Below are 26,606 nucleotides of genomic sequence, written 5' to 3'. Positions count from 1 at the left end.
TTTTGTATATGAAAGTCACTCTTTATGTTGAAAGGGGTTTCATTATATGACGAAAAATATATTTTATAACACGCAACACTCACCTATCGGAGCCTTCTCCAGCTTTACGCTCGGGTTCAAAGGTAATCGGGGTGGACTCGGCCTGGAGCTGGGCAAGCCAGCAGATGAAAATGTATATATCGGGCTGCAATCCAGAGACGGTGAGGTATATGAGGCGCTTCCCTTTTTTACAGTCGCACAGGACGAAAGCGCCCGATACGATGTGGAGAAAAAGGATAAACGAACGGAGCCGCAGCTCGGTGCCTTTGCCGATCAAGACATTACCCGTGAGCTGAAAGCGGGCACGGATACATGGAGTGCTGGAGATTTAACGTTCCGGCTGTATTCTCCTGTCCGTCCGGTGCCGGAGCCGGGAAAAGCGGATGCGGATGAGCTGCGGGCAGCGCTGGTTCCGGCGGTATTTGCCGAGCTTACGGTCGATAATACGCAGGGAACGGCTGCGCGGAGAGCTTTTTTCGGCTATCAGGGCAGTGATCCGTACAGTGGCATACGCATTGTAGGAGAAGACCCACGCAGGGACGCTGTGGATTCTCCCCACTCGCAAAGACTCACGGGCGTTGGCCAAGGGCGCAGCACAGCTATTGTGACTAATAGCAGCGAAGCGATACCTGCAAGTGGATTTGCAATGGAGAACCTTCTCGGGGAAAGCATGGACGAGAATTTATCCTTTGGCCTGGGCGTGACGGGTGCGCTCCTCATGGACGTTCCCGCAGGCGAAAAGCGCACGTATTCCTTCGCCATATGCTTCTATCGCGGCGGTATCGTGACGACAGGCATCGAGGCGACGTATTACTATACTCGTCTATTCAAGGATATTGAAGACGTGGCGAGCTATGCTTTGGAGCATTTTACAGACCTGACCGCAGCCTGTATTCAGACTAATCGCTGGATGGAGTCGGTAAGCTTGAGCCCGGATCAGGAATTTATGCTCGCGCAGGCGATTCACAGCTATTACGGCAGCACCCAGTTGCTTAGTCAGCAAGCGGATGGAGAACCGATCTGGATTGTGAACGAAGGCGAGTATCGGATGATGAATACGCTCGATCTGACGGCGGATCAGCTCTACTATGAATTGATTTTGAACCCGTGGACGGTACGCAACGAGCTGGAGTGGTTCGTCAAACGGTACAGCTACCGGGATGAGGTACGGTTTCCGGCAGACGAACAAACCTATCCGGGCGGCATCACGTTTACGCATGATATGGGCGTGGCAAATGTGTTCTCCCGTCCGGGGTACTCCTGTTATGAGCTGGCAGGGATTGACGGTTGCTTCTCTTATATGAGCCACGAAGAGCTGGTGAACTGGCTATGCTGCGCCACAGTGTATATCGAACAGACACAGGACCAGGCGTTTACGACGCGTATGCTGCCTATCTTGCGTGAATGCTTTGATAGTATGCTACAGCGGGATCATCCAGACCCGGCACAACGAAACGGCTTAATGGGCTTGGATAGCTCCAGAACCCTTGGAGGCACAGAAATTACAACCTACGATAGTCTGGACGTATCGCTGGGCCAGTCCCGCAACAATATTTATTTGGGCAGCAAATGCTGGGCGGTATATGTTGTGCTGGAAAAGCTATTTGCCTCAGAAGGGCTTGCTTCCCTTTCACGGGAAGCAGGCTTACAGGCAGACAAATGCGCAGCAGCGATCACGGCGCAGATGACAGACAAGGGCTATATTCCTGCCGTCATTCAGGAGGGCAATGATTCACAGATTGTCCCTGCGATTGAGGGGCTGATCTTCCCTTACTTCACAGGCTGCGAAGAGGCACTTCAACTCAATGGGCGATTTGGCGGATATATCCAAGCGCTGCGACGCCATTTGGAAACGGTGCTGGCACCGGGAGTTTGCCTGTTCAAAGATGGAGGCTGGAAGCTGTCATCAACCAGTAACAACTCCTGGCTGAGTAAAATCTATCTGTCGCAGTTTATTGCCCGTGAGCTGCTGGAGCTGCCTTGGGAGGAAGCAGGGCAGGCCGCAGATGCTGCCCATGTCTCATGGCTCCTGCACCCTGAGGAATCCTATTGGTGCTGGAGCGACCAAATGCTCTCCGGTATTGCCCACGGCAGCAAATATTATCCGCGCGGAGTTACCGCTATTTTGTGGCTGTATGAAGGCAAGGGCAACCGTCTGGTTCTTCCCCGGCACATGAGTCTGGATCAGGAGCAGCATGCCTGACACTAACCTTCACCTGCCCAAAAGGAGGCCCCAAATATGAGCAAGCGCAGGGATATGCAAAAAGAGAGCGGCTATGACGCTTGGCTGCATTATCACCGCAATCGCAAGGTGGAGGATTTGCCCGCTTGGTGCAGAGTCATCGTGGTTCAAGAGGCAGATGAAGTGCTTCACACGGCTGCGAGTGAGCTTCAGCACGGATTGACCTCCATGTTCGGACAGCAGCCGAAGATTAGTACCGTTCCTGTGAATGCGCCATTCATTGTGCTAGGTACGTTCGGAGGGCACCCGTTGGCGGCAGAACGATTTAGCGCAGAAGAACAGGCAGATGTGAGCGCAGAAGGCTACCGAATTCGTGGGATAGGGATTCCGCACCCGGCACATTCAGCTTCGTATGACTACGATGATGATGACATAAAGAGAGCGTACGTCACGATCGCCGGGCAGACCACCAAAGGCGTATTATACGGGGTTTTTCATCTGCTGCGCTACCTGCAAGGAGGACTGGATGGTGAGCTGAAGCCCGTCACCGAATCCTTGCACGCCCCCCTTCTGGATGTGTTATCCAATCCGGCTAATCCCATCCGCATGATCAACCACTGGGATAACATGGACGGTAGTGTGGAACGCGGATATGCGGGAACATCCATTTTTTTCGAAAATAATGCCTTTACTACAAATATGGACCGCCTTCGAGACTATGCCCGTCTACTTGCCTCTGTTGGCATTCAGGCGCTGTCCATTAACAATGTGAATGTCCATCACGTAGAAACAGAGCTGATTACAGACACATTTCTACCAGATGTGGCCAAAGTGGCTGCGGTGTTTCGCGCCTATGGCATCCAAATCTATTTGAGCATTAATTATGCCAGCCCTATTCAGCTCGGCGGGTTAACCACCGCGGATCCTCTGGACCCTGGCGTAGCTGAATGGTGGCAGGCCAAAGCCCGGGAAGTTTACGCCGCCGTTCCTGATCTGGGCGGCTTCGTGGTAAAAGCCGATTCCGAGAATCGGCCCGGGCCGTTCAGCTACGGGCGTCATCACGCCAATGGAGCCAATATGCTGGCAGATGCGTTGCGGCCCTGCGGCGGACGGGTGATTTGGCGTTGCTTTGTCTATGACTGCAAGCAGGACTGGCGTGACCGCAAGACGGATCGGGCTCGCGCGGCCTTTGACCATTTTAAACCACTGGATGGGCTGTTTCGGGAAAATGTCATTTTACAGATTAAAAATGGTCCCATGGATTTTCAGGTGCGGGAGCCTGTCTCCCCCCTGTTTGGCGCGCTGGAAGCTACCCAGGTATTGCTGGAATTCCAGATTGCACAAGAATACACGGGACAGCAGCGGCATCTGTGTTACCTTGTTCCGCAATGGAAGGAGGTACTGGATTTTGACACCTACGCACAGGGAAAAGGCTCCACCATCAAGCGCATCGTGAACGGCGCTCTGCATAGCAAGAGCGATTCTGCTTCTCCTTCCTCCACCAAACACACCAACTATGGGATCGCAGCTGTATCCAATATTGGAGCGGACACCAATTGGACCGGACATCTGCTCGCCCAGTCCAATCTTTATGGCTACGGTCGGTTGGCATGGGACCCGGAGCTATCCGCAGACGAAATCACTGATGAGTGGGTTCGGCTGACGTTTGGCGGACAAGGAAAGAGTGACAGCGATACAGATTTCATTCCTGCTATTAAGCAAATGCTGCTCGATTCATGGAATATCTACGAGTCCTACACCGCCCCGCTTGGGGTCGGCTGGATGGTCAGCCCCGGTCACCACTATGGGCCGGATGTAGACGGCTACGAATATTCGATGTGGGGCACCTATCATTTTGCTGATTGCCGTGGCATCGGGGTGGATCGCACGACCGCAACTGGAACGGGCTATGCAGGACAATATTTTTCTCCCCATGCCAATATCTACGAATCTACTGAAACCTGCCCGGATGAGCTGCTATTATTCTTTCATCATGTTCCTTATACGCACGCGCTCCACTCTGGTCAAACCGTCATTCAACACATTTATGATACACATTTTGATGGTGCAGAACGTGCGGTCGGCCTCAGAGACACATGGATTAGTCTGCGGGATCATCTTGATGAAGCGATCTATGAACAGGTACTGGAGCGGCTGGAGCATCAGGCTGAGCACGCCAGGGAATGGCGGGATCGGATCAATACGTATTTTTACCGAAAAAGCGGCATTGCTGACCAGAAGAATCGCCCTATTTATTAAGCCTGGATTTTGAAAAATCCTCAAGCAGTAATAACCCTTGCAATACTTTCATACAGGCTGGAACAAAGCTTCTATACGTCTAGGTTCTCTTTCCCCTATGCTGGCATTGGCTATCCGCACATTACTAAAAGGCATGCGTCTTACTCAGACCTATGCCTTATTTTTTTGCCTGAACTCATATTAAGGACACGGTTGCTAACTCAAAATGTCATATTTCTCCACCTCGAGTGTGCAATAAATTCTTCTTTTTGTGCAACCGCTTGCTTTATAATCATTTTGTAAACGTTTACAGAATGTTATCGAAATAGACTATGCTTTGGGGAGGATGATCGGTTTGACCTTGTATCGAAGTCTATGGAACAAAGGGTGCCTGATTCTGCTAAGCCTTGTGCTATCTCTGACCGCCTTCATTGGCTCACCCTCCAATACGGCAAGCGCTGCGGTTGCTGACGATTTTCAGGCTTCCGTCATGGGGCCGCTGGCGAAAATCAATGACTGGGGCGCATTCAAAAAGCAACTGCAAACGCTGAAAAGCAATGGCGTGTATGCCATCACCACCGACGTCTGGTGGGGTTATGTGGAGAGTGCAGGAGATAACCAGTTCGATTGGAGCTACTACAAGACCTATGCAGATGCGGTTAAAGAAGTGGGCCTGAAGTGGGTTCCCATCATCTCTACGCATAAGTGCGGTGGAAATGTAGGTGACGACTGCAGCATCCCGCTGCCAAGCTGGCTGTCTAGCAAGGGCAGTGCAGATGAAATGCAGTTCAAGAACGAAAACGGCTATGTCAATAATGAAGCCCTTTCGCCGCTATGGAGCGGGGTCGGCAAGCAATATGATGAGTTGTATGCCTCGTTTGCTGAAAATTTTGCCGGGTACAAAAGCATCATTCCCAAGATTTATTTAAGCGGTGGCCCTTCCGGTGAATTGCGATACCCGTCCTACTATCCGGCGGCAGGATGGAGCTACCCGGCACGCGGCAAGTTCCAGGCCTATACCGAAACAGCCAAAAATGCATTCCGCACGGCCATGAATGAAAAGTATGGATCATTGGACAAGATTAATGCGGCTTGGGGTACCCAGCTAAGCAGCCTTAGCCAAATCAATCCGCCGACTGACGGGGACGGATTTTACACGAACGGCGAGTATACTTCCACCTATGGGAAGGATTTCTTGTCGTGGTACCAAAGCGTGCTTGAAAATCATCTGGGCGTCATCGGAGCAGCTGCCCACAAAAACTTCGATTCTGTGTTCGGTGTCCGCATCGGAGCGAAGATTTCCGGCCTGCACTGGCAGATGAACAACCCTGCAATGCCTCACAGCACAGAGCATGCAGGTGGATATTATGATTACAATCGTCTTATTCAGAAATTCAAGGATGCCGATCTGGATTTGACCTTTACTGCACTGGAGATGAATGACAGTGGCACAGCACCAAATTATTCGTTGCCGTCCACACTGGTAGATACCGTCTCCTCGATCGCGAATGCCAAGGGCGTTCGCCTGAATGGTGAAAATGCGCTCCCAACGGGTGGCAGCGGATTCCAGAAAATTGAAGAGAAAATCACAAAGTTTGGTTATCACGGCTTTACGCTATTGCGCATCAACAATCTCGTCAACAGCGATGGCTCACCAACCGGTGAACTGGATGGATTCAAACAGTATATTATCAGCAAGGCCAAGCCAGGCGATAACGGCGGCGGTACAGGCAACAAAGTAACTGTATACTACAAAAAAGGCTTAAACTCGCCTTACATTCACTACCGCCCGGCTGGCGGAAGCTGGACGGCTGCACCTGGCGTGAAAATGCAGGATGCCGAAATTAGCGGCTATGCTAAAATCACTGTCGATATCGGCTCTGCCTCCCAATTAGAGGCTGCCTTTAATGATGGCAATAACAACTGGGACAGCAACAACACCAAAAACTACCTTTTCAGCACGGGGACTTCTACCTACACTCCAGGCGACAGCGGCAAAGCAGGAGCCGTCACATCAGGTGCTCCATCCGGTACCAATCCCGGAGAAGGCGGCGGTACAACCAACAAGGTAACTATATACTACAAAAAAGGCTTCAATTCGCCTTACATTCACTACCGCCCGGCAGGCGGGAATTGGACTGCCGTGCCTGGTGTAAAAATGCAGGATGCCGAGATTAGCGGCTATGCTAAAATTACTGTCGATATCGGTTCTGCCTCCCAATTGGAAGCCGCTTTTAATGACGGTAATAACAACTGGGATAGCAACAACACCAAAAACTACTTCTTCACCACAGGTACTTCTACCTACACGCCCGGCTCTAACGGAGCCGCAGGATCTATCCAAACGGGGTCGCCTTCGGGCGGCTCCACTCCCACCGAACCGAGTAATCCCCCCAATCCATCTCCCCTTGGTACAGACTGGAGCAAGCAGAGCATTTACTTTATCATGACAGACCGATTCAGCAACGGGGATACATCGAACGATAATTACGGTGGCTTCAATTCCAACAACAGCGACCAGCGCAAATGGCATGGCGGCGATTTTCAAGGCATTATCAACCAGCTCGACTACATTCAAAATATGGGCTTTACCGCCATCTGGATTACTCCGGTAACGATGCAAAAGAGCGAATTCGCTTACCACGGCTATCATACGTATGATTTTTATGCGGTAGATGGACATCTTGGTACAATGGACAAGTTCAAGGAGCTGGTCCGTAAAGCACACGATAAAAATATGGCTGTTATGCTGGACGTAGTCCCCAATCACACGGGCGATTTTCAACCAGGGAACGGCTTCGCCAAGGCTCCTTTTGACAAAACAGACTGGTATCATCACAACGGCGACATCACAGGGGCAGACTACAGCTCCAACAACCAATCGAAAATCGAAAACGGTGACGTGGCCGGATTAGATGACCTGAATCAGGACAACCCCGCAACAGCAAACGAGCTCAAAAACTGGATCAAATGGTTGTTGAACGAGTCAGGAGTCGACGGACTGCGGGTGGACACTGCCAAGCATGTACCCAAAGGCTTTTTGAAGGATTTTGACCAAGCAGCCAATACCTTCACCATCGGTGAGATTTTTAGTGGCGATCCCGCTTATGTGGGGGATTACACCCGATATCTCGATGCCGCACTGGATTTTCCAATGTATTATACGATCAAGGATGTGTTTGGACGCGATCAATCCATGACCAAAATCAAGGAACGCTACTCGGATGATCGTCACTATCGCGATACCCAGACCAACGGCGTATTTATCGACAATCATGATGTGAAACGTTTCCTCAACGAGGCCTCCGGCAAGCCTGGTGCCAGCTCTGACAAATGGCCGCAGCTCAAGGCCGCCTTGGGTTTTACTTTGACATCGCGCGGGATTCCAATTATCTATCAAGGCACCGAGCAAGGATTTAGTGGCGGAGATGATCCTGCCAACCGGGAAAACGCCGTTTTTAACGCCAATCATGAGCTGTACCAGTACATTGCCAAGCTGAACCGTGTGCGCAACAGCCACCCTGCCCTGCAAAACGGCAATCAAAAGGAAAAATGGGCAGATGACTCCTTTTACAGCTTCCAGCGCTCTAAAAACGGCGACGAGGCCATCGTACTCATCAACAACTCGTGGAACAGCCAAACCCGCACGATCGGCAACTTTGACAACCTGTCCAACGGCACCCGTCTGACCAACCAATTAAGCAACGACTCCATTCAGATCAACAACGGTTCGATCACCGTGACTCTCGCTCCGAAGGAGATTAAAATTTTCACCAAATAACCGCCGCATTTGGTTACATCGATTATTCAAATGTGCTAAAATAAATGATAGAAGGATATACTAAAAAAGAGCAAGGATGCTGGTAACATCCCTACTCTTGGCAACAGCCGCTTTGAAGAGCGGTCGGCTGAACAGGGCTAGCTCTATTAGAAATAGACCGTTTTTCCTTGTCCAGGGCGGTCTATTCCTTTTTGTTTTGGTTCAACGCAATAACAATCGTAACGATTAATCCGATCAACGCTACTAATAGCGTGCCGAACATCATCATTAATGTCAGAGCATCTTTAACCTCCACAGGCATCACCTCCCTTCCGGGAGACTTAGCCGACCGCCACCTAAGCCATTCTGTTGTTAATAGAATTATAGCACGTAAAAACGTCCTTCGGCGACTGTATTTTACAGTTGACTCTACTAACCTCAGACGATCATTCATCATCTTCCTTCTCATACATACTCTACTTCTTCTCTAATGGATAACCTATAAAACAAAACAGGGCACCTGCAACGAAGCGTACACTTCGTTGCAGGTGCCCTGTTTATATATAAACAACGTGGGATTACTTAGGCCTCAGTAGCCACGTTGATATTGTTCAGGAGCAGAAGAACGGAAAGAGATTCCCCAGCCGAGGTATCTCCGTATTTTGCGTTATGTAGCTATGATATATGTTGTATGTCGCAGATATATTGTACACAATCTATTATCCACAACTTAATAACTTTTTGCAAGTATATATTTAAATAATATTAGATATTTTTTTGTTCAGATAAGTTAAACTCAAAAACTATACAAAAAAAAGACGCCCTTACGGACGCCTTAGCGCGAAACCAGTTTTATTGTGCCGAGCCTAATTGCACCCATGCTTTTTCAATCTCAGCAACTGCCTGATCCTTGTTCATGTTGCCGCTGATATAAGCCTGCATCAGCTCACCAAATTTTTGATGGAACGTGTCCAGCGAGTAGTTGACAGACAGATCACCAGACTTCGACGTTTTCAAAATGCTTTCCATTTCCTTAGGCATTTCCAGATCAGGAAGCGGCGCATCCTTGATTGGAGGAATGACCTTGGCTACCTGAGAGAACCAGTTCTTACCGTATTCCGAAGTGTACAGCCAGTTGAAAAATTCAATCGTCTCCTTGGCTACTTCCGAATCCTTGTTAATACGCAGCGCTTGGTCAGCACCGGTAATGATGACCGATTGATCAGCCTTGTCACTTACCGGATAGCCCATAATGCCAATCTTGAGGTCAGGATTAATCTTCTTGATCGCTTCCTCATCCCATGCGCCTTTCCCCGTCATAAACGCAGCTTTACCGGATGCAAAATCACTCACTTCCGCATTACTGTCTCGTTCCAGCGGCTTATCCGTGCCATGCTTCACCGTCAAATCAATAAAGCTAAAGAAGTTGTTGTACAGCACCGGATAGTCCTTGATTTTCGCTTTGCCTGCAATAAAATCATTGACGAGCTGCTTCGGCTCTACACCTGCATCCTGCGCGGCGGCATCTACATAGTGCTGGAAGATGTGCTTCCATACCCACCACTCTTTATATGCATTTGCAAATGGTGTAATGCCCTTCGCCTCAAGCTTGGTGACTGCGTCCTGCATTTCTGCAATCGTCTTCGGCGGGGAGGTTACCCCAGCCTTGGTAAGCAAATCCTTGTTGTAAATCAGCGTAAACAGGTTCCCCTTCACCGGGAAGCCCAGCACTTTGCCGTCACTGGAGCTCATATTCGCTCGAACGGCATCCGTCATGGCTGCCGCCAGCGGCTCATTCGTCAGATCGGCGCTATAATCAGCATACGTGTCGATATCGCCTCCTGCCGTGGTCTGGAATACATCTGGTGTACTGCCTGAGGCAATTTTGGATTTGAGAATGGTGTTATAGTCCGCCTGCATAATTTCCAGATTGATCTTCACATTTGGCTTGACCTTCTTATACTCTTCGATATACGCGTTAAAAGCATCGGTATACTCCGGTGAGGCTGTGAACATATTTATTGTAACCGTTTTCAATTCTTCTTTGCCGCCAGCATTCCCTTTCGCCGCATCTGAGTCGCCGCTGCTTCCGCATCCGCTCAACAAACCGACCGTCAAAAGCAAACTGCCGGATAACGCCATCATCTTCTTTAGCATGGATACTCCCCCATTTATTCGTGATCAACGTCCATGCGCTCATTCTAAAAAATATAGTCCGATTTAAAAAGGCAGATTAGTGAAGCATTAAGGGTAAAAAAGTGGTTTATTGCAAGCTCACACGATACTCCGACGGTGACACCTGATAATAATTACGAAAAGCCTTGCTAAAATAATTCTTGTCCTTGTAGCCAAGCATATCGGAAATCTCTTGAATTTTCAGGCTGGAATCGCCTAGCAGCTCCTTCGCCTTGTCCATTCTGACCTTCTGCACATATTCGTGAATGCCGTAACCAAACTGCTGCTTGAACAGCTTCATCAAGTATTCCCGACTTAAAAAATACGTTTCGGCAAAAAATGAAATTTTGATATCTTCAAAGTAATATCGGTCAATATGCCGTTTGATCTCCGTAATATCAAAGGGCTGACTCCCCCCTTGAGCATGCTGAACCCCGGCAATGTAAAGCTCCAGCATCCGATGCAGCCGCTGTCCATACTGGCCAAAGTCCGTAAAGTCCGCAGCAATATCGCCCTCAGCCACGCTTTTTCTCTGTTCCCCCGAAGCCCCCTCCGGCTCAGACACAGATGCAGATACATATATGAATGCACCCGGCTCCGTAGCCGCTTCTCTCAGTAAAAAATGAAACTCGCCCATCATCCGATCTGCATCCTGCAAACGAAAAGCAGAGCCAGATGCCAACTGCTTCAGCAGGTCGTTTAGCAGTACCTTCGCCCGATTCGCCTGGCCTGTCTGGGCATCCTTCTGGATCAACAGCAGCCGATCCGTCCACGACACTTCCTCTGGCATCATTTCCTGCCGGCGCACGGTATGGATGACCGATGTCCCTGTCAGCTTCAATACGTCCGTGCTGTGGATATGCGCCTTGGCATCCGTATAAGCAGCTGCCAGATCCAGTATGTCCGTACAAGGCTTACCCACCCCCGCAGCTACCACCATGCCAAACAATCCATGCAGATTCGTCACCGCCTTCTGTGTCACTTGTGCCAGCAGAAGAGGCATATGTTCTTCCTGCCCCGGAGACAATGTGCAAATCGAAACGACCTCGCGCTCCCGTCTCGGATGAGGAAAGCTAAAGCAGCTCAGTCGCTCATCCGAAGTCTGAGCCATGACGTTCGTCACGGCAAAATCCATCAGATCGGTCTCCCCGTGAAAACGTGTCATGCGAACCTCATCCCTGTTCAGCAACCGCAGCACGATCACCCCAAAGCGGTTCCCCGGTTGATCTGCACCGATCATGGGGAGTAACGCCGCATTCGCCTGTCTCTTAAAGCTACCGTCCAGAATGGACAAATATAGCTTCTCCTTGAGCTTCGGCAGCGACATATTCAGCGTAATGTTCTGGCTAATGAATTTGCTTTCGCTTTGCTTGCGGCTTTCCAATATATCTACCGCTGTGCGCAGCGCCTGATTCAATTCCTGCCGATTGATCGGCTTGAGCAAATAATCTACCACTCGGGATTGAATGGCTTGCCGTGTAAACTCAAAATCGTCATAGCCGCTAATGACAATCGTCAGCAAATTAGGATACGCCTTCTCGATGGCACGAAGAAATTCGATACCGTTCAGCTCCGGCATTTTCATATCCACCATGACCACATCTATTGGGTGCCGTTCCAGCAGCTCCAGTCCAAGTCTGCCATTCGTCGCCTCAAACACCTGCCCGATGCCGAGGTTGTTCCAGTCTCCGACAATGCGAATAGCTTCGCGCAGCGGCTCCTCATCGTCAATGATCAATACGTTATACATGACTACTTCCTCCCTGGGGGATGCGCATTTGGATTTCTGTTCCCGTTTCATCCGTATGTATGGATAGTCCCGCCTGATCTCCATACAACAGCTTCAATCGTGTATTCAGATTTTTTAAGCCGATATGCTCACTCTCCCGTTCCTCCCATTTCTCTTCGAACGAATCCAGCACCTGTCTAAGCTTATCCTCCGAGATCCCCGGGCCGTTGTCCCGGACTGTAATCGTGGCATCTGTAGAGCTGGATTCGGCTGAAATGACAATCAGAATATCGCTTGATACCTTTTCCAGCGCATGCTTGATCGAATTTTCTACCAACGTTTGTACGGACAACCTCGGGATTCGCAGCTCCATCAGCGTGTCCTCCCACTCCAGCTCGATTCGCAGTCTTGTCCCGAACCTTGCCTTTTGCAATCCCATATACCGTTCAATATGCTGGAGTTCTTCGCGGGCAACCACGATATCCTTGCCGTTGATGGAATACCGCAGGGTTTGGGCCAACGCATCGACCATATCCGCCATATCGAACATCTCACGCTTTAATGCCTGTGTGGATATGGCTTGTAGCGCATTGTACAGAAAATGGGGATTAATTTCAGCCTCCAGCGCCTTGAGTATAGCGTTTTTCTCGACCAGCTTCATTCGGTAGCGCTCATTAATTAATTCTTCGGTTCTTTGGACCATTTCGTTAAAATGCAGCGACAAATACGCAATCTCGTCATGGCCCTTCACAAGGGCAGTTGCCCCGAAGTCCCCGGTACTAAACCGCTTCATCTGGGTGGACAGCTTGTGTAAGGGACTAGTAATGGCATTCGAGGTCAGCGTTACCAAAATAATAGACACCCCTAAAAACAAAATCCCGATCACGTAGCTCCAATTTCGTGTCGTCGTAGCCGCTTCGTAAATTTGACGGTATGGGATCGGCTTGACGAGCCGCCAGCCTTCTTTTTTCCCGGCATCATACACGACCAGATACTCCTGGCTGCCGCTACTGTCCGACCATGTTACTCGTCCGCTCCCTCCCTGTCCAATCTGTGCCAGCACCCCCGAGTCCCGCATTCGCTCGTATAACGGAAGGCTGTCCACGTAAAAGGGAATACGTTCAGGACTTAGCAGCATGAGATGGTCCCCTTTGCCGAGTGGAATGTTCTTCATGATATCGTCCACAGCGCTCGTATTGTAATAAAAGGACAACACCGCCTGCGGGTGACGAGATGCAATCGACCTCAGCACCCGATGGTACGCCATAAAGCTGGCCTGTGGTGCTACATACCCCATATCCGAGCGGGAACCCACAAAGGATTGAAACGATTCGTTGGCCGTGCTCGCCATCGCCTCCTTATACCAGGGCAGCTTGGGAATATCCGTGTTCATCCCTTGGCGCACCGTAATATTGTACGTCTCCCGGGTCACCACATAATATTGATGGCGATCTGCCACGTACAGATAAATAGCTTCCAGATCACTGCGGGAATAAAACATGCTGCGCAAGTAATTTTCAATGACCATTCGGGAAGCATAGTCCCGATTTTCATTCGCAATCGCGTTCATAATATCGTTATAACGAAGCTGCGGCAGGGCCAACTGCTGCATCCCCTCCAGATAATCCTCCAGGTTCTGATTAACCAGCAGCAGATTATTCGTTGTGCTGGCAATGCTATGATTCACCGATTCCCTTTCAATCATCTGATAGGAGATAATCGTCAGCGAGCCTACCACCAGAATGATCACCGAGGTAAAAAGCAAAATAAGCTTGTTCACCAATTTTTGCGTTATTCGTCTCCACATGGATCTGAGAACTGCACCTGCTCGTTCTGGTATCACGATAAAATCGCCCCTTTTGAAAGCGTACACATTTTTACCCTCAACTGTTTTCTTAAATCCATTGGTCCGGCCCCAGGGGCTATCCTATACTTTCATTATATCTCAAACGGCTTGGAACGAAAGATCGGAAAATGTTGAGAAAAAGAGGTGCGTTATGCTGAAAAAAAGGGGAAGCCGGGGCGATAAGGGCAGTAAATTGGAGTTTGGCTTGTTCACACTGCCCGTCATCCTGTGCATTACGATTGCATTTTATATTCCGTTTTTGATGACGATACGCTATTCCCTGACCAAGTGGAATGGAATATCCAAGCATCCGAAATTTGTAGGCCTGGATAATTTCAAACAAATCCTGCTCGGAGACGCCAACTTCGCCCATGCGGCCTGGTTTACGGTCAAATATGCGATTTTGTACATTGTGCTGGTTAACGTGCTGGCTATCTTGCTGGCACTCGTCCTCGACATGAAGCTGAAAAGCTCGGCTTGGCTGCGGGCGGCCTTTTTTATCCCTTATATCCTCAGTCTCGTGATTGTCGGATTTATCTGGAAGTTTATCTTTATGCAGGGCTTTGAGTCACTGGGAAACAGCACAGGCTGGGGCATCTTCCAGCTCAGTTGGCTGGGGCAAGAAGGGCTCGCGTTTATTTCCATTTTGGCGGTATCTATCTGGCAATCCATTGGCTTTTATATGGTCATTTACATTGCAGGCTTGCAGTCCGTACCGGAGGATCTGAAGGAAGCCGCTATTGTGGACGGAGCGGGGCCGATTCGGAGATTTTTCAGTATTACGCTGCCACTGCTGGCCCCTTCCATCACGATCTCGGTTTTCATGGCTCTGACCAACTCGATCAAGGTGTTCGACGTCATTCTATCCCTGACTGGCGGCGGGCCGGGAGGTACAACATACAGTATTGCGTATGATATTTATCGGGACACGTTCCAGAACAATCTGTACGGCTATGGAACAGCCAAAGCGTTATTATTATTCGTCGCAGTGCTGATCATTACGATCATCCAATTGTCTATTTTCAAACGCAGGGAGGTTGAAGCCTGATGCAACGCAGACGTATGGGACGTATTTTGCTGGAAGCGGGCATGATTGTATTATCGCTGTTATTTTTGTATCCGCTGTTTCTTGCCATTAACAATTCGTTCAAAAGCTTCGCTGAGGTCATGACCGACGTCATTGCGCTGCCCAAGCAGCTTTCGCTGGATAACTACGTATATGTATGGAAATTCATTAACTATCCACGCTTATTTCTGAATAACACGATCATTACCGTAGTCGGGCTAGCAGGTATCGTACTGGTATCCTCTATTGCCGCCTATAAGCTGGCACGGACCAAAAGCAAATGGAGTTCCGCAATCTACATGCTGTGCATTATGCCAATGTTAATCCCGTTTCAGTCCATTATGCTGACTGTCTTGCGACTCGCGAAAGACCTGCATCTGGCGGACAGTACCTGGGGACTTGGCCTGCTGTATTGGGGCTTCGGCGCACCGCTGGCGGTGTTTATCTACCACGGGTTTGTCAAAGGGATTCCCAACGAGATTGACGAAAGCGCCAAGATCGACGGAGCCTCAGGCTTCCGGCTTTTCTTTTCGGTGATTTTCCCCTTGCTAAAATCCGTCACCGCCACCATTGTGATCATCGACGTGATGTGGATTTGGAACGACTTTCTGCTGCCCCTGCTCATGGTTAACGGCTCACCCAGCACCAAAACGCTTACGCTGGCGGCCTATACCTTCGTCGGACAGTATACGTCAGACTGGCAGTATGCCATGACAGCAATGGTGATGGCTGTGCTGCCTTCCATCGTCGTATTTATTTTCCTGCAAAAATACATCGTCAAAGGTGTTGTCGCGGGAGCGGTCAAAGGCTGAGTACAAAGTGGCGATACCTGGCGAATTTAAAAAGCCGACGTATACGAGTATATGAAGCCAGATAGCCAAAAAGAGGACTTGCGTGTTGTTTGCGCAAGTCCTCTTGGTTTCAGTCTGGATGCCCGGAAGACTCTGTTATCTAACACTTCCCGCTAAGGAAGCGGGATGAATCGGTGTATCCGAAATTGAAATTCTATCCATAGATGTACGTCTGGTGGACGTGCCGCGCCCGCCATTCGTATCCTTTGGATGAGTCGAAGCCGAGGCCCTGTTCTCGTCTGCATCGTTTGTAATGCGGAAATGCTGTATTTCCGACATTAGCTGGGCAGCCATATGACGCAGCGAATCGGCAGAATCTGCGATGACCTTCATAGAAGCGAGCTGCTCCTCGCACACAGCCGCAGCCGACTCCGATTCCTCTGCAATCTCACTGGACAAGCCTACCAGCTTTTGCTCCGAGTCCAGCAGTTGCCCGGTAATGGCAGACAATTCTTCGGTCGCAGCCGACACCTCCTGCGTATGCTCAGCGACCGTTTGTACTGCTTCATGTACTTTGCTAAACGTCTGCCCGGTGCGATGAATCAGATCTGTTCCAGCCTCAACCTCGCTGGAGCCTTTCTGGATCGAGTCCACGGCCTGGTTCACTGTATCCGCCATGGCGTCCATAAAGACAGCAATCTGCTGGGATGCTTGACCTGTCTGTTCCGCCAGCTTCTTCACTTCACCCGCCACGACAGCAAAGCCCTTACCCGATTCCCCGGCTCTGGCCGCTTCAATGGAGGCGTTCAATGACAGCAAATTGGTTTGCTTGGCGATATCGCGAATGAACTGCGTTACACTTTGGATTCTCTTCGATTGCTCGCCCAAGTCCTGAATGACCTTGACCGAGTCCTTCATCGTATCCTGAATATGGCGCATCTGCATAACCGTTTCCTCCAGGTCTGCATTGCCGCGCTCTGTCTCGTGAATCGCCCGCTCGGACAGCTCTGCGGTAATGGATGCGGATTGGGCAATCTTTTGAACGCCTTCTGCGCTTTCCTTGACCGCCTGCTGGTTTTCACGATTTCGCTCAACCTGATTGCCCGCCGAATCATGGATTCCCTGTACCGTCTCCGCCATCTGCCGTGTACCTTCCGCCACCTGTCCGGAGCCATTGGACAGCTCACCCGAAGCCAGCGTAACTCCCTGTGCGTTTTGATAGATCACTTGCAGCAGCGAACGAAGCTGGCGTTTCATATCGTTAAAGCTCTGCGCCATTTCACCAATTTCATCTTTCTGCCGAATTTGAATATCCTCCTGTGTCAGATCCCCTTCTGCAATACGCCGCGCAGCTTGAGCCACCTGAACCACCGGACGGGCAATCATACGGGTGATTACATACGCCAATACGATCCCGATTACCAGTGCAAGCGCCATCGCAATGATAATCATCGTCTGTACATATTGAAGCTTCTCACCCTGCTCGACTTGGGATTGATTCAGTAGGTCCATCTGGTATTGCTCCATGACCTGTGACTGCTGCTCCAGTGCAAGTGCCATCGGCTTACATTTTTCCTCCACTAATCTCGTGTAGGTCGAGACATCCCCCTGCTGCTTATATGAGGTAATTTCCTTTACGATATCTGCATATTCAGCCTCCATCTGCTGGAGCTTTGCTGCCATTTGCTTGGGCTTGTCCAGTGCTGGCGTTGATTGCAGCTTCTTCATGGTCGTTGCAAAGGTTTCGCGTGCTTTCAGATAACTGTTCATTTCATCCTGATCGCCAGTCACCAGATACCCGCGAAAATACTTAGTCTGGCTCGCAGCATCATACTGCAATTCTTTAATAATCAAAATTTTATCGACTCTGTCATCAATCATGCTTTGATAAGATGTATGTAAAGACGAAGTAGCATACTCACCAATAACGCCCACAACCAATGTAAGCAATAATACGGCTGCAAAACTAATGGATAGTTTTTTACCAATCTTCATTCTAAAATATCTCCTTTGTATGGGACAATTTTCTTAGGTCTAATGAGTTATTATACGCCTATTTGTCATTTGAAGCAGTTAAATATAATTCGTAAGTTTCAATTATTGAAATACAACTTTTCAGGTATGATACGGCACCCAATAACATATAGATCACTTCCTTTTGTTCATTTTTTCTCCCCTTTCCTTACAGCCTCCCTTGACATTTCCCTTCATTAATGATTTACTGATTTTATTATTCGTAATTATTACGATTAAAAGAAACCGACAAGGATAGCATTGTAGCTTCCCTATCTGACATTGTAGCCACTACAACACAATCAGCATTTCATGAACACTTTCGAAGGGATGAGTGATTATGTTGGCAAACACTATGGAATTGGAAAAGAAAATACCGGTGACGGTACTTAGCGGGTACCTCGGTTCAGGCAAAACTACGCTGCTCAATCATGTGCTGAATAATCGGGATGGCTTGCGGGTAGCTGTCATTGTCAATGACATGAGCGAGGTGAACATTGATGCCGATCTCGTTCGGGACGGCGGAGGATTATCCCGCGTTAATGAGAAGCTGGTGGAAATGTCCAACGGCTGCATCTGCTGCACCCTGCGAGAAGACCTCTTAAAAGAGGTAGAGCGGCTGGCGCTGGATAAAAAGTTCGACTATATCCTTATTGAGTCCACAGGCATCGGCGAACCCATCCCGGTAGCCCAAACGTTCAGTTATGTAGATGAAGAAAACAACATCGACCTGACCAAGCTGACCCGGCTGGATACGATGGTTACTGTTGTGAATGCGCCGGAATTTTGGAAGGACTTCTACTCCAGAGATTCCCTCAAGGATCGCGGGCAGGAGGTTGCGGACGAAGATGCGCGCGGCATTGTTGATCTGCTGGTAGAGCAGGTGGAATTTTGTGATGTGCTGATTATTAACAAATGCGATCTGGTATCCCCCGAGGAGCTGGAGCGACTGGAAAAAGCGCTGCGCGGTATTCAACCGAACGCCAAAATCATTCGTTCCGAGTACGGTAAAGTGGACCCGAAGGAGATTTTGAACACGCATCGCTTCGACTTTGAAACAGCCAGCCAATCGGCAGGCTGGATCCAGGAGATGAACAAGGAAGAACACGTACCGGAGACAGAGGAATACGGTATTGCTTCGTTTGTGTACAAGCGCAAAATCCCGCTTCACCCGGAACGTTTGTTAAAATGGCTGGCCAAATGGCCTGCCGAGGTTGTCCGTTCCAAGGGATTGGTGTGGTTCGCTACGCAGAACCGTACCGCTTTTACATTCAGTCAGGCGGGCAGCTCCAAGCAATTTGCACGCGCAGGACTATGGGTATCTGTTTTGACCGAGGAAGAACGGCAATACTATCTCGGAGAAGATTTTGAGAAAACGCCAGACTGGGATGAAAAATACGGGGACCGGGTGACCAAGCTCGTATTTATCGGCATAGACATGAATCGGGAAGAAATCGAGCGTACGCTGGATGAGACGCTGCTGACTCCTGAAGAGATGGAGCAGGACTGGCGCAAGCTGCCTGACCCTTTTACCCAAAAAATATAACAGCTTCAGAGACACGCAAAGCGCCTAAAACGGGGAACAGCATTCCGTCTTAGGCGCTCTTCTATTCATCATGCTTTACCCACTGCGCGCTGCCCAGCGGCCAGAAAACCACATCCGCACGTCCAACAATATCTTTAATCGAAACAAAGCCAATCGCACGACTGTCTCTACTATTATTACGATGATCGCCCATGACAAAAATAGTACCTTCGGGAACCTTGGACTCGGTTATCGTTGCATTCGGAAAGTCCACATTGTTGTACAGCTCGCCCTTGGCATGTGCTTCTTGGACAGCTCCCTGAATGTATGACTCTTCCACCTTCTTACCATTCACGTAAAGATTGTCGCCTTGATATTTAATCGTGTCTCCTGCAACCCCAATAACACGCTTAATGAAGTCCCTTCCTTCCTTTCTCACATGGAATACAACGACCTCACTGGGCTTGGGATCACGAAAATCGTAAATCAGTTTATTCAAGACAACCCGTTCATTTGTTTTGAAATTCGGCTCCATGGATGCTCCCTCAACGACAGATGGCGCAAACAGCAACCCGTGCATAATGAACACGAGAACAACACCCACCGTAATCGCTTTAAGCCAATCCACGATCTCATTTTCAACTTGCGGCTGCTTGTCCGAAACTTTCCGTGTAGCTGGACTCGTCAAATGATTCCCGTTATCCATGCGTCAGACCCGCCTTTTCTCATAGATTCTATTCCTAATATGTGTATATTGTATAAGTGTAATCAATTTTTCCCAGCTTGGCAAAACCGTTTTTTAGTTGAAACAAAAGTGTGAACTTTTTTTCACAATCTTAAAATATCATCAAAAAACAGTTGATGCAAACGTTAACATATATTAAACTGAGCTTATACTTCTTAGAGCGTTTTAGACATATGCCAGTTAATCCGTCACCCAGGGAGGTGCCCTCGTTTCACATGAAAGACAGCATAAGTCGCTTTTATAGTGCTATCTTCTTTTAAAATAAAAGATGAAATAAGGAGGAATTTACATGTTTAAACGCAATGAACGTCCAAAAAACGGGTTTAACGCTCTGAGGCTCGGTGTTTCTTTTGTTTTCGCTTCTTCTTTTCTTATTGGAACCGCTTACGCAGATACGTCATCCAATGCTCCTTCTTCTTCCCTTTCAGAAGAGGCTGCCAGTGCAACGGATTCATCTGCTATCTCCACCACACTGGCGGCAGGCGACTTGTATGTAGCGCCAAATGGTAACGTGTCCAATCCAGGCACCATATCCAGTCCTACTACTCTTGAAGCGGCACTTGCACAAATTGCTCCTGGTAAAACCATTTACCTGCGCGGAGGCAACTACGCCTATTCCTCAACGATTACCGTTCAGCATGGAAATAATGGCAGCAATGGCTCCCTCAAAGGGTTGGTTGCTTACGGCAGTGAAAAGCCTGTACTTGATTTTTCGGGTCAAGCCTTTGGCTCCGCTAACCGTGGACTCCAGCTTTTCGGAGACTATTGGCTGGTAAAAGGCCTTGAAGTAAAGGGTGCCGGGGATAACGGTATCTATATCGGCGGCAGCAACAACCGGATTGAAAACGTGGAAACTCACCATAACCGGGACACCGGTCTTCAACTCGGACGCTATTCCACTACAGCCGCTAACAGTGAATGGCCTTCGAACAACCTAATCTTGAACTCCTACTCTCATGATAATGCTGATCCTGACAACGGTGAGGATGCCGACGGATTTGCCGCCAAGCTGACCGTAGGACCAGGGAATGTGTTCGATAACTGCCTGGCTGCTTACAACGTAGACGATGGCTGGGATTTGTACACCAAAACGGAAACGGGTCCTATCGGAGCGGTAACGATCTTGAACAGTGTCGCCCACCACAACGGACAGACTTCTGACGGAACGTCTACCGCTAACAGTGACGGCAATGGTTTTAAGCTGGGCGGGGACAAAATCAAGGTCAACCATATCGTGAAAAACAGCATTGCCTTTCAGAACAAAAAGCATGGCTTTACCTACAATAGCAACCCCGGCTCCATTACCCTGACTAATAATACCTCATGGAGCAATGGCGAAAGCAATTTTGCTTTTGACAAAGGGGAACACGTGTTCGTTAACAATCTTTCCTTTGAAGGAACAGCCAGTGACAAGACCAGTGGAACCGATCAGGACAATTCTAATGTCTGGTGGAAAAGCAAAAAAAGCACCAATGCCAAAGGTCTTCTCGCCAGCGCCGCTGACTTTGTCAGTCTCGTTCCTTCCGTTACTAGAAGTGCAGACGGTTCCATCCAGCTAGGTAACTTCCTCAAGCTGGCTTCAGGAAGCGATCTGATCGGCTCGGGCACTCCGAGCGGCAACAATATAGGGGCACGTTAAAAGCCCCACCCAATCAGGACGCCCTGGCCCATCTACCAACATAGACATACTGCATAATATAGCGACCGGTGATAGTCCTCATAACCAGACAAAATATGAGGTGAACAGATCATGGAACGAAAAATCACAATGAAACATACACTCGCCTACGGAAGCGGCAACATGCTGGGAAGCGGTGCACTTGCTATTAGTGGCGCATGGTTAATGTACTTTTATACAACCTTTTGCGGACTGTCTCCCGTTCAGGCCGCAGCCATTTTCTCCGTTGCCAGCATCATCGATGCAGTCAGCAATCCGATCATGGGCTTTATTAGCGACAACTTTCATCGAACCCGCATGGGCCGTAAATTCGGCAGACGCCGTTTTTTCATTATGATGGGTATTCCACTGATGCTCGTGTATCCGTTGCTTTGGGTAGATGGGTTGGGTTTCTGGTATTACCTAAGTACGTACGTGCTGTTTGAACTGGTGTATACCTCTGTCATGGTGCCCTATGAAGCACTCGCTTCAGAGATGACCCGGGACTTCGGCGCGCGCTCCAGATTGACCGGATGGAAGGCCATGTTCGGTAAAATTGCCAATTTTGCCGCCGCTTTTATCCCTGGTCGCTTTATCGCTGAGTATGGCAAAGACTCTCCATTGCCCTTCTTTTATACCGGACTCGTGTTTGCAGGTATCTTGCTCATTGCGATGGCATTTTTGTACAAAAATTCTTGGGAACGGCCTACGGAGGAACTGCAAAAGGAACTGGAAGGTGAGGCTCCGCTTTCCTTTATAGATTCCATGAAAAAGCTGTTTATTGACATTTCCTCTACCTTCCGGGTGAAGACGTTCCGTCATCATCTGGGCATGTATCTGGGCGGCTTTTCAGCCGAGTGGCTGTTCACTTCTGCCTTTACGTACTTTATTGTGTTTTCCCTGTTCCAAAGCTCGGAGATGGTATCTAATCTGAATAGCTTTAACTCTGTCATTCAATTAATTTCCACCTATTTCTTCATCCAGTTCTGTGTGCGCAAAGGGTTCCGTATGCCTTTTATCGCCGCACTCGTCGTCGTTTGCTTTAGCGTAGCTGGTTACGGCCTGCTCTATATAACGGGAGCCTCCAATACGATGGTATGGCTATATGTCATCACACTGTTTATGGGTCTTGGTACAGGCGGGGTCTACTATATTCCCTGGAATCAATATACGTTCCTTGCTGATGTAGATGAGGCACTGACTGGTCGTCGCCGGGAAGGAATTTATGCAGGTATGATGACTTTCGCAGGTAAAATGGTTCGAGCCGTCGTCGTCTTCATACTTGGCTGGGTGTTACAGCATTTCGGATTCGTATCCGGGGCTGATAGTCAGCCGGTCGCAGCTCAGCATGCTATATTTTACGTGCTCGTCGTTGGAACCATCGTTTTGGCGATCATCGGTATGATCGCGTCTGTCGTGATGAAGCTGGATATCGACAGCCACAAGAAGCTGATTACCGAAATTGACCGCCTTAAAAACGGCGGCTCCATGAAGTCAGCCAAACCGGAAGCTCGAAAGGTATTCGAGGATCTGACAGGTTTTAATTACGATCGGTGCTGGGGCAACAATAATGTAGGTTTCAAGAACAAACCTGCTGACCCTAAATCACATACGCCTTCCATGTAAGCACAAACAACGATTACCAATCAAATATTTACCAAAGAGGTGACTGTATCATGGCAAATCCAACATCACAACCAACATCTCCATCCAAAAAAACAGAGCCTTGGTCTGTACGAATGAGCGACTCTGTACTTAAACGAAGTCCGGAATTTTATGAAAAATGGGAATATGACCACGGCGTCATTTACAAAGGCTTGGAAGCGGTCGGTGAACTGACAGGCGATCCCAAGTATATGGAATATGTGAAAAAACAAATGGATCATTTTGTTGACGAAAAAGGGGTTATTCAGCGCTATAAAGTGGATGAATACAATATTGACCACGTGAACAATGGCAAGCTGTTATTCCCGCTGTATCATGCCACAGGAGATGAACGTTATAAAAAGGCGGCTGCCCATCTGCGCAGTCAGTTGGAGAAGCACCCTCGTACGCATGAAGGCGCATTCTGGCATAAGCAAATTTATCCATATCAAATTTGGCTGGACGGCTTGTATATGGGTGCCCCGTTTTATGCGGAATTTATCCGCGAATTCGGAGATTCGTCTGAATTCAGCGATGTGACCCTGCAGTTCAAGCTCTGCTACAAGCATACACGTGATCCTGAAACGGGCTTGCTCTACCACGCTTGGGATGAAAAACGTGAACAGCCTTGGTGCAATCCGCAGTCAGGCTGTTCCAAGAACTTCTGGGGACGCTCCATCGGCTGGTTCGTCATGGCGCTCGTTGATGTGCTGGACTATATACCGGAAGATCACGCCGACCGTTCCGAACTGCTAAGTATGCTGACGGAAACACTGGAAGCCCTGCTGGAAGTACGCGATGAGGAAAGCGGAGTCTTTTATCAGGTGCTCAATCTGGGCCATCTGAAGGGGAACTATCTGGAAGCCTCCGCTTCCTGCATGATTCTCTATGCGATCGCCAAAGGCGTACGCAAAGGTTATCTGCCAGAGCATTATCGTCAAGAGGCAGAAATCATCCGTAAAGGTATTATTGATGAATTTATCACGATTACCGAAGAAGGACTCGTGAATCTGAATAAAACGGTGCAAGTAAGCGGTTTGGGCGGTAAAGATCGTCGGGACGGCACCTTCGCTTACTATATCAGCGAGCCGATTGTGACGAACGATCCCAAAGGTATCGGAGCCTTCATTCAGGCGATGGCTGAAGCGGAACGGCTCTAAAGCGGACGAAATGTAATCTTCTACAATAGAAAAGGACGGGGCCAATGGCCCTCGTCCTTTTCTTGTTATCTATCATTTTTTCTTTGAAATCTAAAGTTTTCAGCTTTTCAAGTAACGCTTGAGTTCTTCATAGAAATTTTCCCTGGAACCGGCCAATATGACTACAATGAGTTCGCCTTCCTCATTTTCTTCTAGCCGATACGCAATTTCATAATTGGTACCTTTATAAAATACATTGTAGCCAAGAGTTCCGCTTAGATCACCTGTTTTGTGCTCTCCAATGGAGGGATCAAGTCGTATGGCTGTAATAGCATCCAGGTAGGCTGACTTTAACGGTCTTTCAGAAAGCTTTTTAAAATATCGTTTTGCAGGACCTAAGTATGTGACTGGAAGCATTTAATCCTCCACCACATCGCCAAATAGTTCATCCGTATCATCATCGCCAGATTTAAAATTACGGGCAGCCTCTCCGGATTCAGCAATTAATGACTTTACAGCCCCGTGAAGCTCAGCCTGTCTTTCACGGAATTTTTGAAGCAGTTCCTGATCCTTGTACCCTTCCTTAATGAGATCAGCTAAGATAAGATCAGAAAAATTGTCATTCGCAGTATTTTCACGTACAGGACGAATAATGATGTTATTTCCTTTGATCCCGAATTCCACTTCATCCTTAATTCCAGCCTGTTCATACAGTTTTTGAGGTATTGTGACTTGGCGTTTTTGCGAGACACGCGCACGTTTCCATTCCACTCGTTCCACCGCCTCATTAGCTATTACCATAGTATACTCCCCCTTTTCCACCCATTCTATTCCGAGAAACAATTTTTCTTTGTTTCTTTACTTCTCTAATTATAGTATAAGTAGTTTTCGAAAAGGAAGCAGTCTAAACATATATTCACTTCATAATCTTAAATTCATATCCCTGTTTTTTCAAATATTCTATGATGACTGGTAAAGCCTTTGCAGTTTCTTCCTTGCCATAGGTATCATGCATTAAGATCACGGCTTTTTCTCGACCCTTTACAGACTTCATGAATTGGTTTATGAGTCCGGCCGCTTTTTTGTGTCGTCCCTCTGCATCTTTAGTTAATACATTCCAATCCACTTGGTGGTAATCCTTCTTAAGTAAAGCTGCATCTAATGCGGCCATACCTTTTGGATCTTTTTTCTTCCACGTCATGTGGCCTCCCGGGAATCGAATCATTCTTGTCGAGAAGTCCGGTCCCAGAATGCTTTTTAATACCTGATTGTTCTTTTCAATATCCTTCATAACGTTGTCCGTACTTACAGCCTTGTGGGGATATAGATACTTATAGTTATGTGAATACGTATGGTTTCCTATAGCGTGACCTTCTGCAACAATTCTTTTGATGATATTCTTCGTATGTTCATTATCATCGGCTTCCTTTCCTACGACAAAAAAGGTCGCCTTAACCTTCTGTTTTTTCAGAATATCTAATATTTCAGGTGTTACCGTCACGGATGGCCCATCATCAAAAGATAAATAAGCTACTTTTTTACCGTCGGCTCCATCAGGCTTCTGCCCCAGCATTTGTTGGTTTAAATATTTCTCAACAAAGGCACCATCTTCAACTCCGGCATCGTCTTTTTGTGAAGCAACTTTACCATTCGATTCGGCATTTGCTTTACCTTTTGATTTGTCATTGGATACGGCATCTGTTTTTTTTACTTGCTCCAGTGTTTGGGCTGGTGGTTTGCTATCTGAAACCTTTAGCACAATGAGCGTAATACAGCCGATCACGAATAATAAAATAGCAATGAATATGATTCTTCTTTTGTTCCTCTTCAAGCGATGCTCTCTTGTCCTGCTATGTGTGTAACTCTTTTCCATTAGCTTATGTACCCCCACCACAATTAATATTTCCCGAAATCAGGCATGTTCGTCTAGGTAACCTTACCATAAATAAGTAGAATGAAAATTGAAAAATTGTAGCCAAATAGCAAAGAGTTGTTACCCTTCAGGCTTCAAAAATCACAAGTGGAATTCCCTGAAAATTGTCATATTCCGTCGATCC

Annotated in this window: 18 protein-coding genes; 9 read left to right on the top strand and 9 right to left on the bottom strand. The window is 48.3% G+C overall.

Features of this window, described 5'->3' with window-relative positions:
• The first annotated feature begins 46 nt into the window (after positions 1-46).
• The 3 genes from ABH897_RS07855 to ABH897_RS07845 all read left to right on the top strand — a co-directional run bounded on the left by ABH897_RS07855 (position 47) and on the right by ABH897_RS07845 (position 8,240).
• Positions 47-2,242, top strand: a complete 2,196-nt coding sequence (locus tag ABH897_RS07855; protein WP_404591544.1) for a glycoside hydrolase family 52 protein — start codon at positions 47-49, stop codon at positions 2,240-2,242.
• Positions 2,243-2,278: 36 nt separating this feature from the next.
• The gene (locus tag ABH897_RS07850) at positions 2,279-4,480 is read left to right on the top strand and encodes an alpha-glucuronidase family glycosyl hydrolase (RefSeq protein WP_404520476.1); all 2,202 of its coding nucleotides are present in this window, start codon (positions 2,279-2,281) and stop codon (positions 4,478-4,480) included.
• 334 nt (positions 4,481-4,814) lie between these two features.
• Positions 4,815-8,240, top strand: a complete 3,426-nt coding sequence (locus ABH897_RS07845; protein WP_404591542.1) for a family 14 glycosylhydrolase — start codon at positions 4,815-4,817, stop codon at positions 8,238-8,240.
• A 181-nt stretch (positions 8,241-8,421) separates the two neighbouring features.
• Here ABH897_RS07845 and ABH897_RS07840 read toward each other — a convergent pair whose 3' ends face one another.
• From ABH897_RS07840 to ABH897_RS07825, 4 genes are all read right to left on the bottom strand, one after another.
• Positions 8,422-8,535 carry a putative holin-like toxin gene (locus tag ABH897_RS07840; RefSeq protein WP_283653808.1) on the bottom strand — a complete coding sequence of 38 codons (114 nt, stop codon included), beginning with the start codon at positions 8,533-8,535 and terminating at the stop codon, positions 8,422-8,424.
• Positions 8,536-9,071: 536 nt separating this feature from the next.
• Positions 9,072-10,376 (bottom strand): ABC transporter substrate-binding protein, encoded by a 1,305-nt coding sequence (locus ABH897_RS07835; RefSeq protein WP_283653809.1) that lies wholly within the window; start codon positions 10,374-10,376, stop codon positions 9,072-9,074.
• A 106-nt stretch (positions 10,377-10,482) separates the two neighbouring features.
• Entirely contained in the window at positions 10,483-12,144 is a 1,662-nt protein-coding gene (locus tag ABH897_RS07830; RefSeq protein ID WP_404591540.1) for a response regulator, read from the bottom strand.
• Positions 12,137-13,930 (bottom strand): cache domain-containing sensor histidine kinase, encoded by a 1,794-nt coding sequence (locus ABH897_RS07825; RefSeq protein WP_404520646.1) that lies wholly within the window; start codon positions 13,928-13,930, stop codon positions 12,137-12,139. The genes ABH897_RS07830 and ABH897_RS07825 overlap by 8 nt, the downstream gene beginning before the upstream one ends.
• A gap of 190 nt (positions 13,931-14,120) precedes the next feature.
• On the opposite strand from ABH897_RS07825, the gene ABH897_RS07820 reads away from it, so the two are divergent.
• Positions 14,121-15,017 (top strand): carbohydrate ABC transporter permease, encoded by an 897-nt coding sequence (locus ABH897_RS07820; RefSeq protein ID WP_082067081.1) that lies wholly within the window; start codon positions 14,121-14,123, stop codon positions 15,015-15,017.
• Complete coding sequence (locus ABH897_RS07815; RefSeq protein ID WP_192511029.1) at positions 15,017-15,847, top strand: carbohydrate ABC transporter permease; 831 nt, start codon at positions 15,017-15,019, stop codon at positions 15,845-15,847. Before ABH897_RS07820 ends, ABH897_RS07815 begins: the two co-directional genes overlap by 1 nt.
• 135 nt (positions 15,848-15,982) lie before the next feature.
• Here the strand turns inward: ABH897_RS07815 and ABH897_RS07810 are convergent, their stop codons facing one another.
• The gene (locus ABH897_RS07810; protein ID WP_283653810.1) at positions 15,983-17,821 is read right to left on the bottom strand and encodes a methyl-accepting chemotaxis protein; all 1,839 of its coding nucleotides are present in this window, start codon (positions 17,819-17,821) and stop codon (positions 15,983-15,985) included.
• Between the two features lie 361 nt (positions 17,822-18,182).
• Here ABH897_RS07810 and ABH897_RS07805 point away from each other — a divergent pair, with 361 nt between their 5' ends.
• Positions 18,183-19,385 carry a GTP-binding protein gene (locus tag ABH897_RS07805; RefSeq protein WP_404591775.1) on the top strand — a complete coding sequence of 401 codons (1,203 nt, stop codon included), beginning with the start codon at positions 18,183-18,185 and terminating at the stop codon, positions 19,383-19,385.
• 61 nt (positions 19,386-19,446) lie between these two features.
• On the opposite strand, the gene lepB is transcribed toward ABH897_RS07805, so the two are convergent.
• Positions 19,447-20,070 carry a signal peptidase I gene (gene lepB / locus ABH897_RS07800; protein ID WP_283653811.1) on the bottom strand — a complete coding sequence of 208 codons (624 nt, stop codon included), beginning with the start codon at positions 20,068-20,070 and terminating at the stop codon, positions 19,447-19,449.
• A gap of 328 nt (positions 20,071-20,398) precedes the next feature.
• Here lepB and ABH897_RS07795 point away from each other — a divergent pair, with 328 nt between their 5' ends.
• The 3 genes from ABH897_RS07795 (at position 20,399) to ABH897_RS07785 (ending at position 24,570) form a co-directional block, all read left to right on the top strand.
• Positions 20,399-21,748, top strand: a complete 1,350-nt coding sequence (locus tag ABH897_RS07795; protein WP_283653812.1) for a right-handed parallel beta-helix repeat-containing protein — start codon at positions 20,399-20,401, stop codon at positions 21,746-21,748.
• 111 nt (positions 21,749-21,859) lie between these two features.
• Positions 21,860-23,392, top strand: a complete 1,533-nt coding sequence (locus tag ABH897_RS07790) for an MFS transporter (protein WP_404591538.1) — start codon at positions 21,860-21,862, stop codon at positions 23,390-23,392.
• Between the two features lie 50 nt (positions 23,393-23,442).
• Positions 23,443-24,570, top strand: a complete 1,128-nt coding sequence (locus ABH897_RS07785; RefSeq protein ID WP_283653814.1) for a glycoside hydrolase family 88/105 protein — start codon at positions 23,443-23,445, stop codon at positions 24,568-24,570.
• Positions 24,571-24,669: 99 nt separating this feature from the next.
• Here ABH897_RS07785 and ABH897_RS07780 read toward each other — a convergent pair whose 3' ends face one another.
• The 3 genes from ABH897_RS07780 to ABH897_RS07770 form a co-directional block, all read right to left on the bottom strand.
• Positions 24,670-24,966, bottom strand: coding sequence for a type II toxin-antitoxin system RelE/ParE family toxin (locus ABH897_RS07780; protein WP_044644232.1), 297 nt, complete (start codon positions 24,964-24,966; stop codon positions 24,670-24,672).
• Positions 24,967-25,350, bottom strand: coding sequence for an AbrB/MazE/SpoVT family DNA-binding domain-containing protein (locus ABH897_RS07775; protein WP_044644231.1), 384 nt, complete (start codon positions 25,348-25,350; stop codon positions 24,967-24,969).
• Between the two features lie 115 nt (positions 25,351-25,465).
• Positions 25,466-26,422 carry a polysaccharide deacetylase family protein gene (locus ABH897_RS07770; protein WP_404520487.1) on the bottom strand — a complete coding sequence of 319 codons (957 nt, stop codon included), beginning with the start codon at positions 26,420-26,422 and terminating at the stop codon, positions 25,466-25,468.
• Positions 26,423-26,606: the final 184 nt, after the last annotated feature.

The organism is Paenibacillus sp. RC73, from assembly GCF_044908085.1.
Taxonomy (GTDB): Bacteria; Bacillota; Bacilli; order Paenibacillales; family Paenibacillaceae; genus Paenibacillus; species Paenibacillus terrae_A.
Note: the sequence above shows the minus strand (reverse complement) of the source record. Positions and strands in the feature narration are given on the sequence as shown.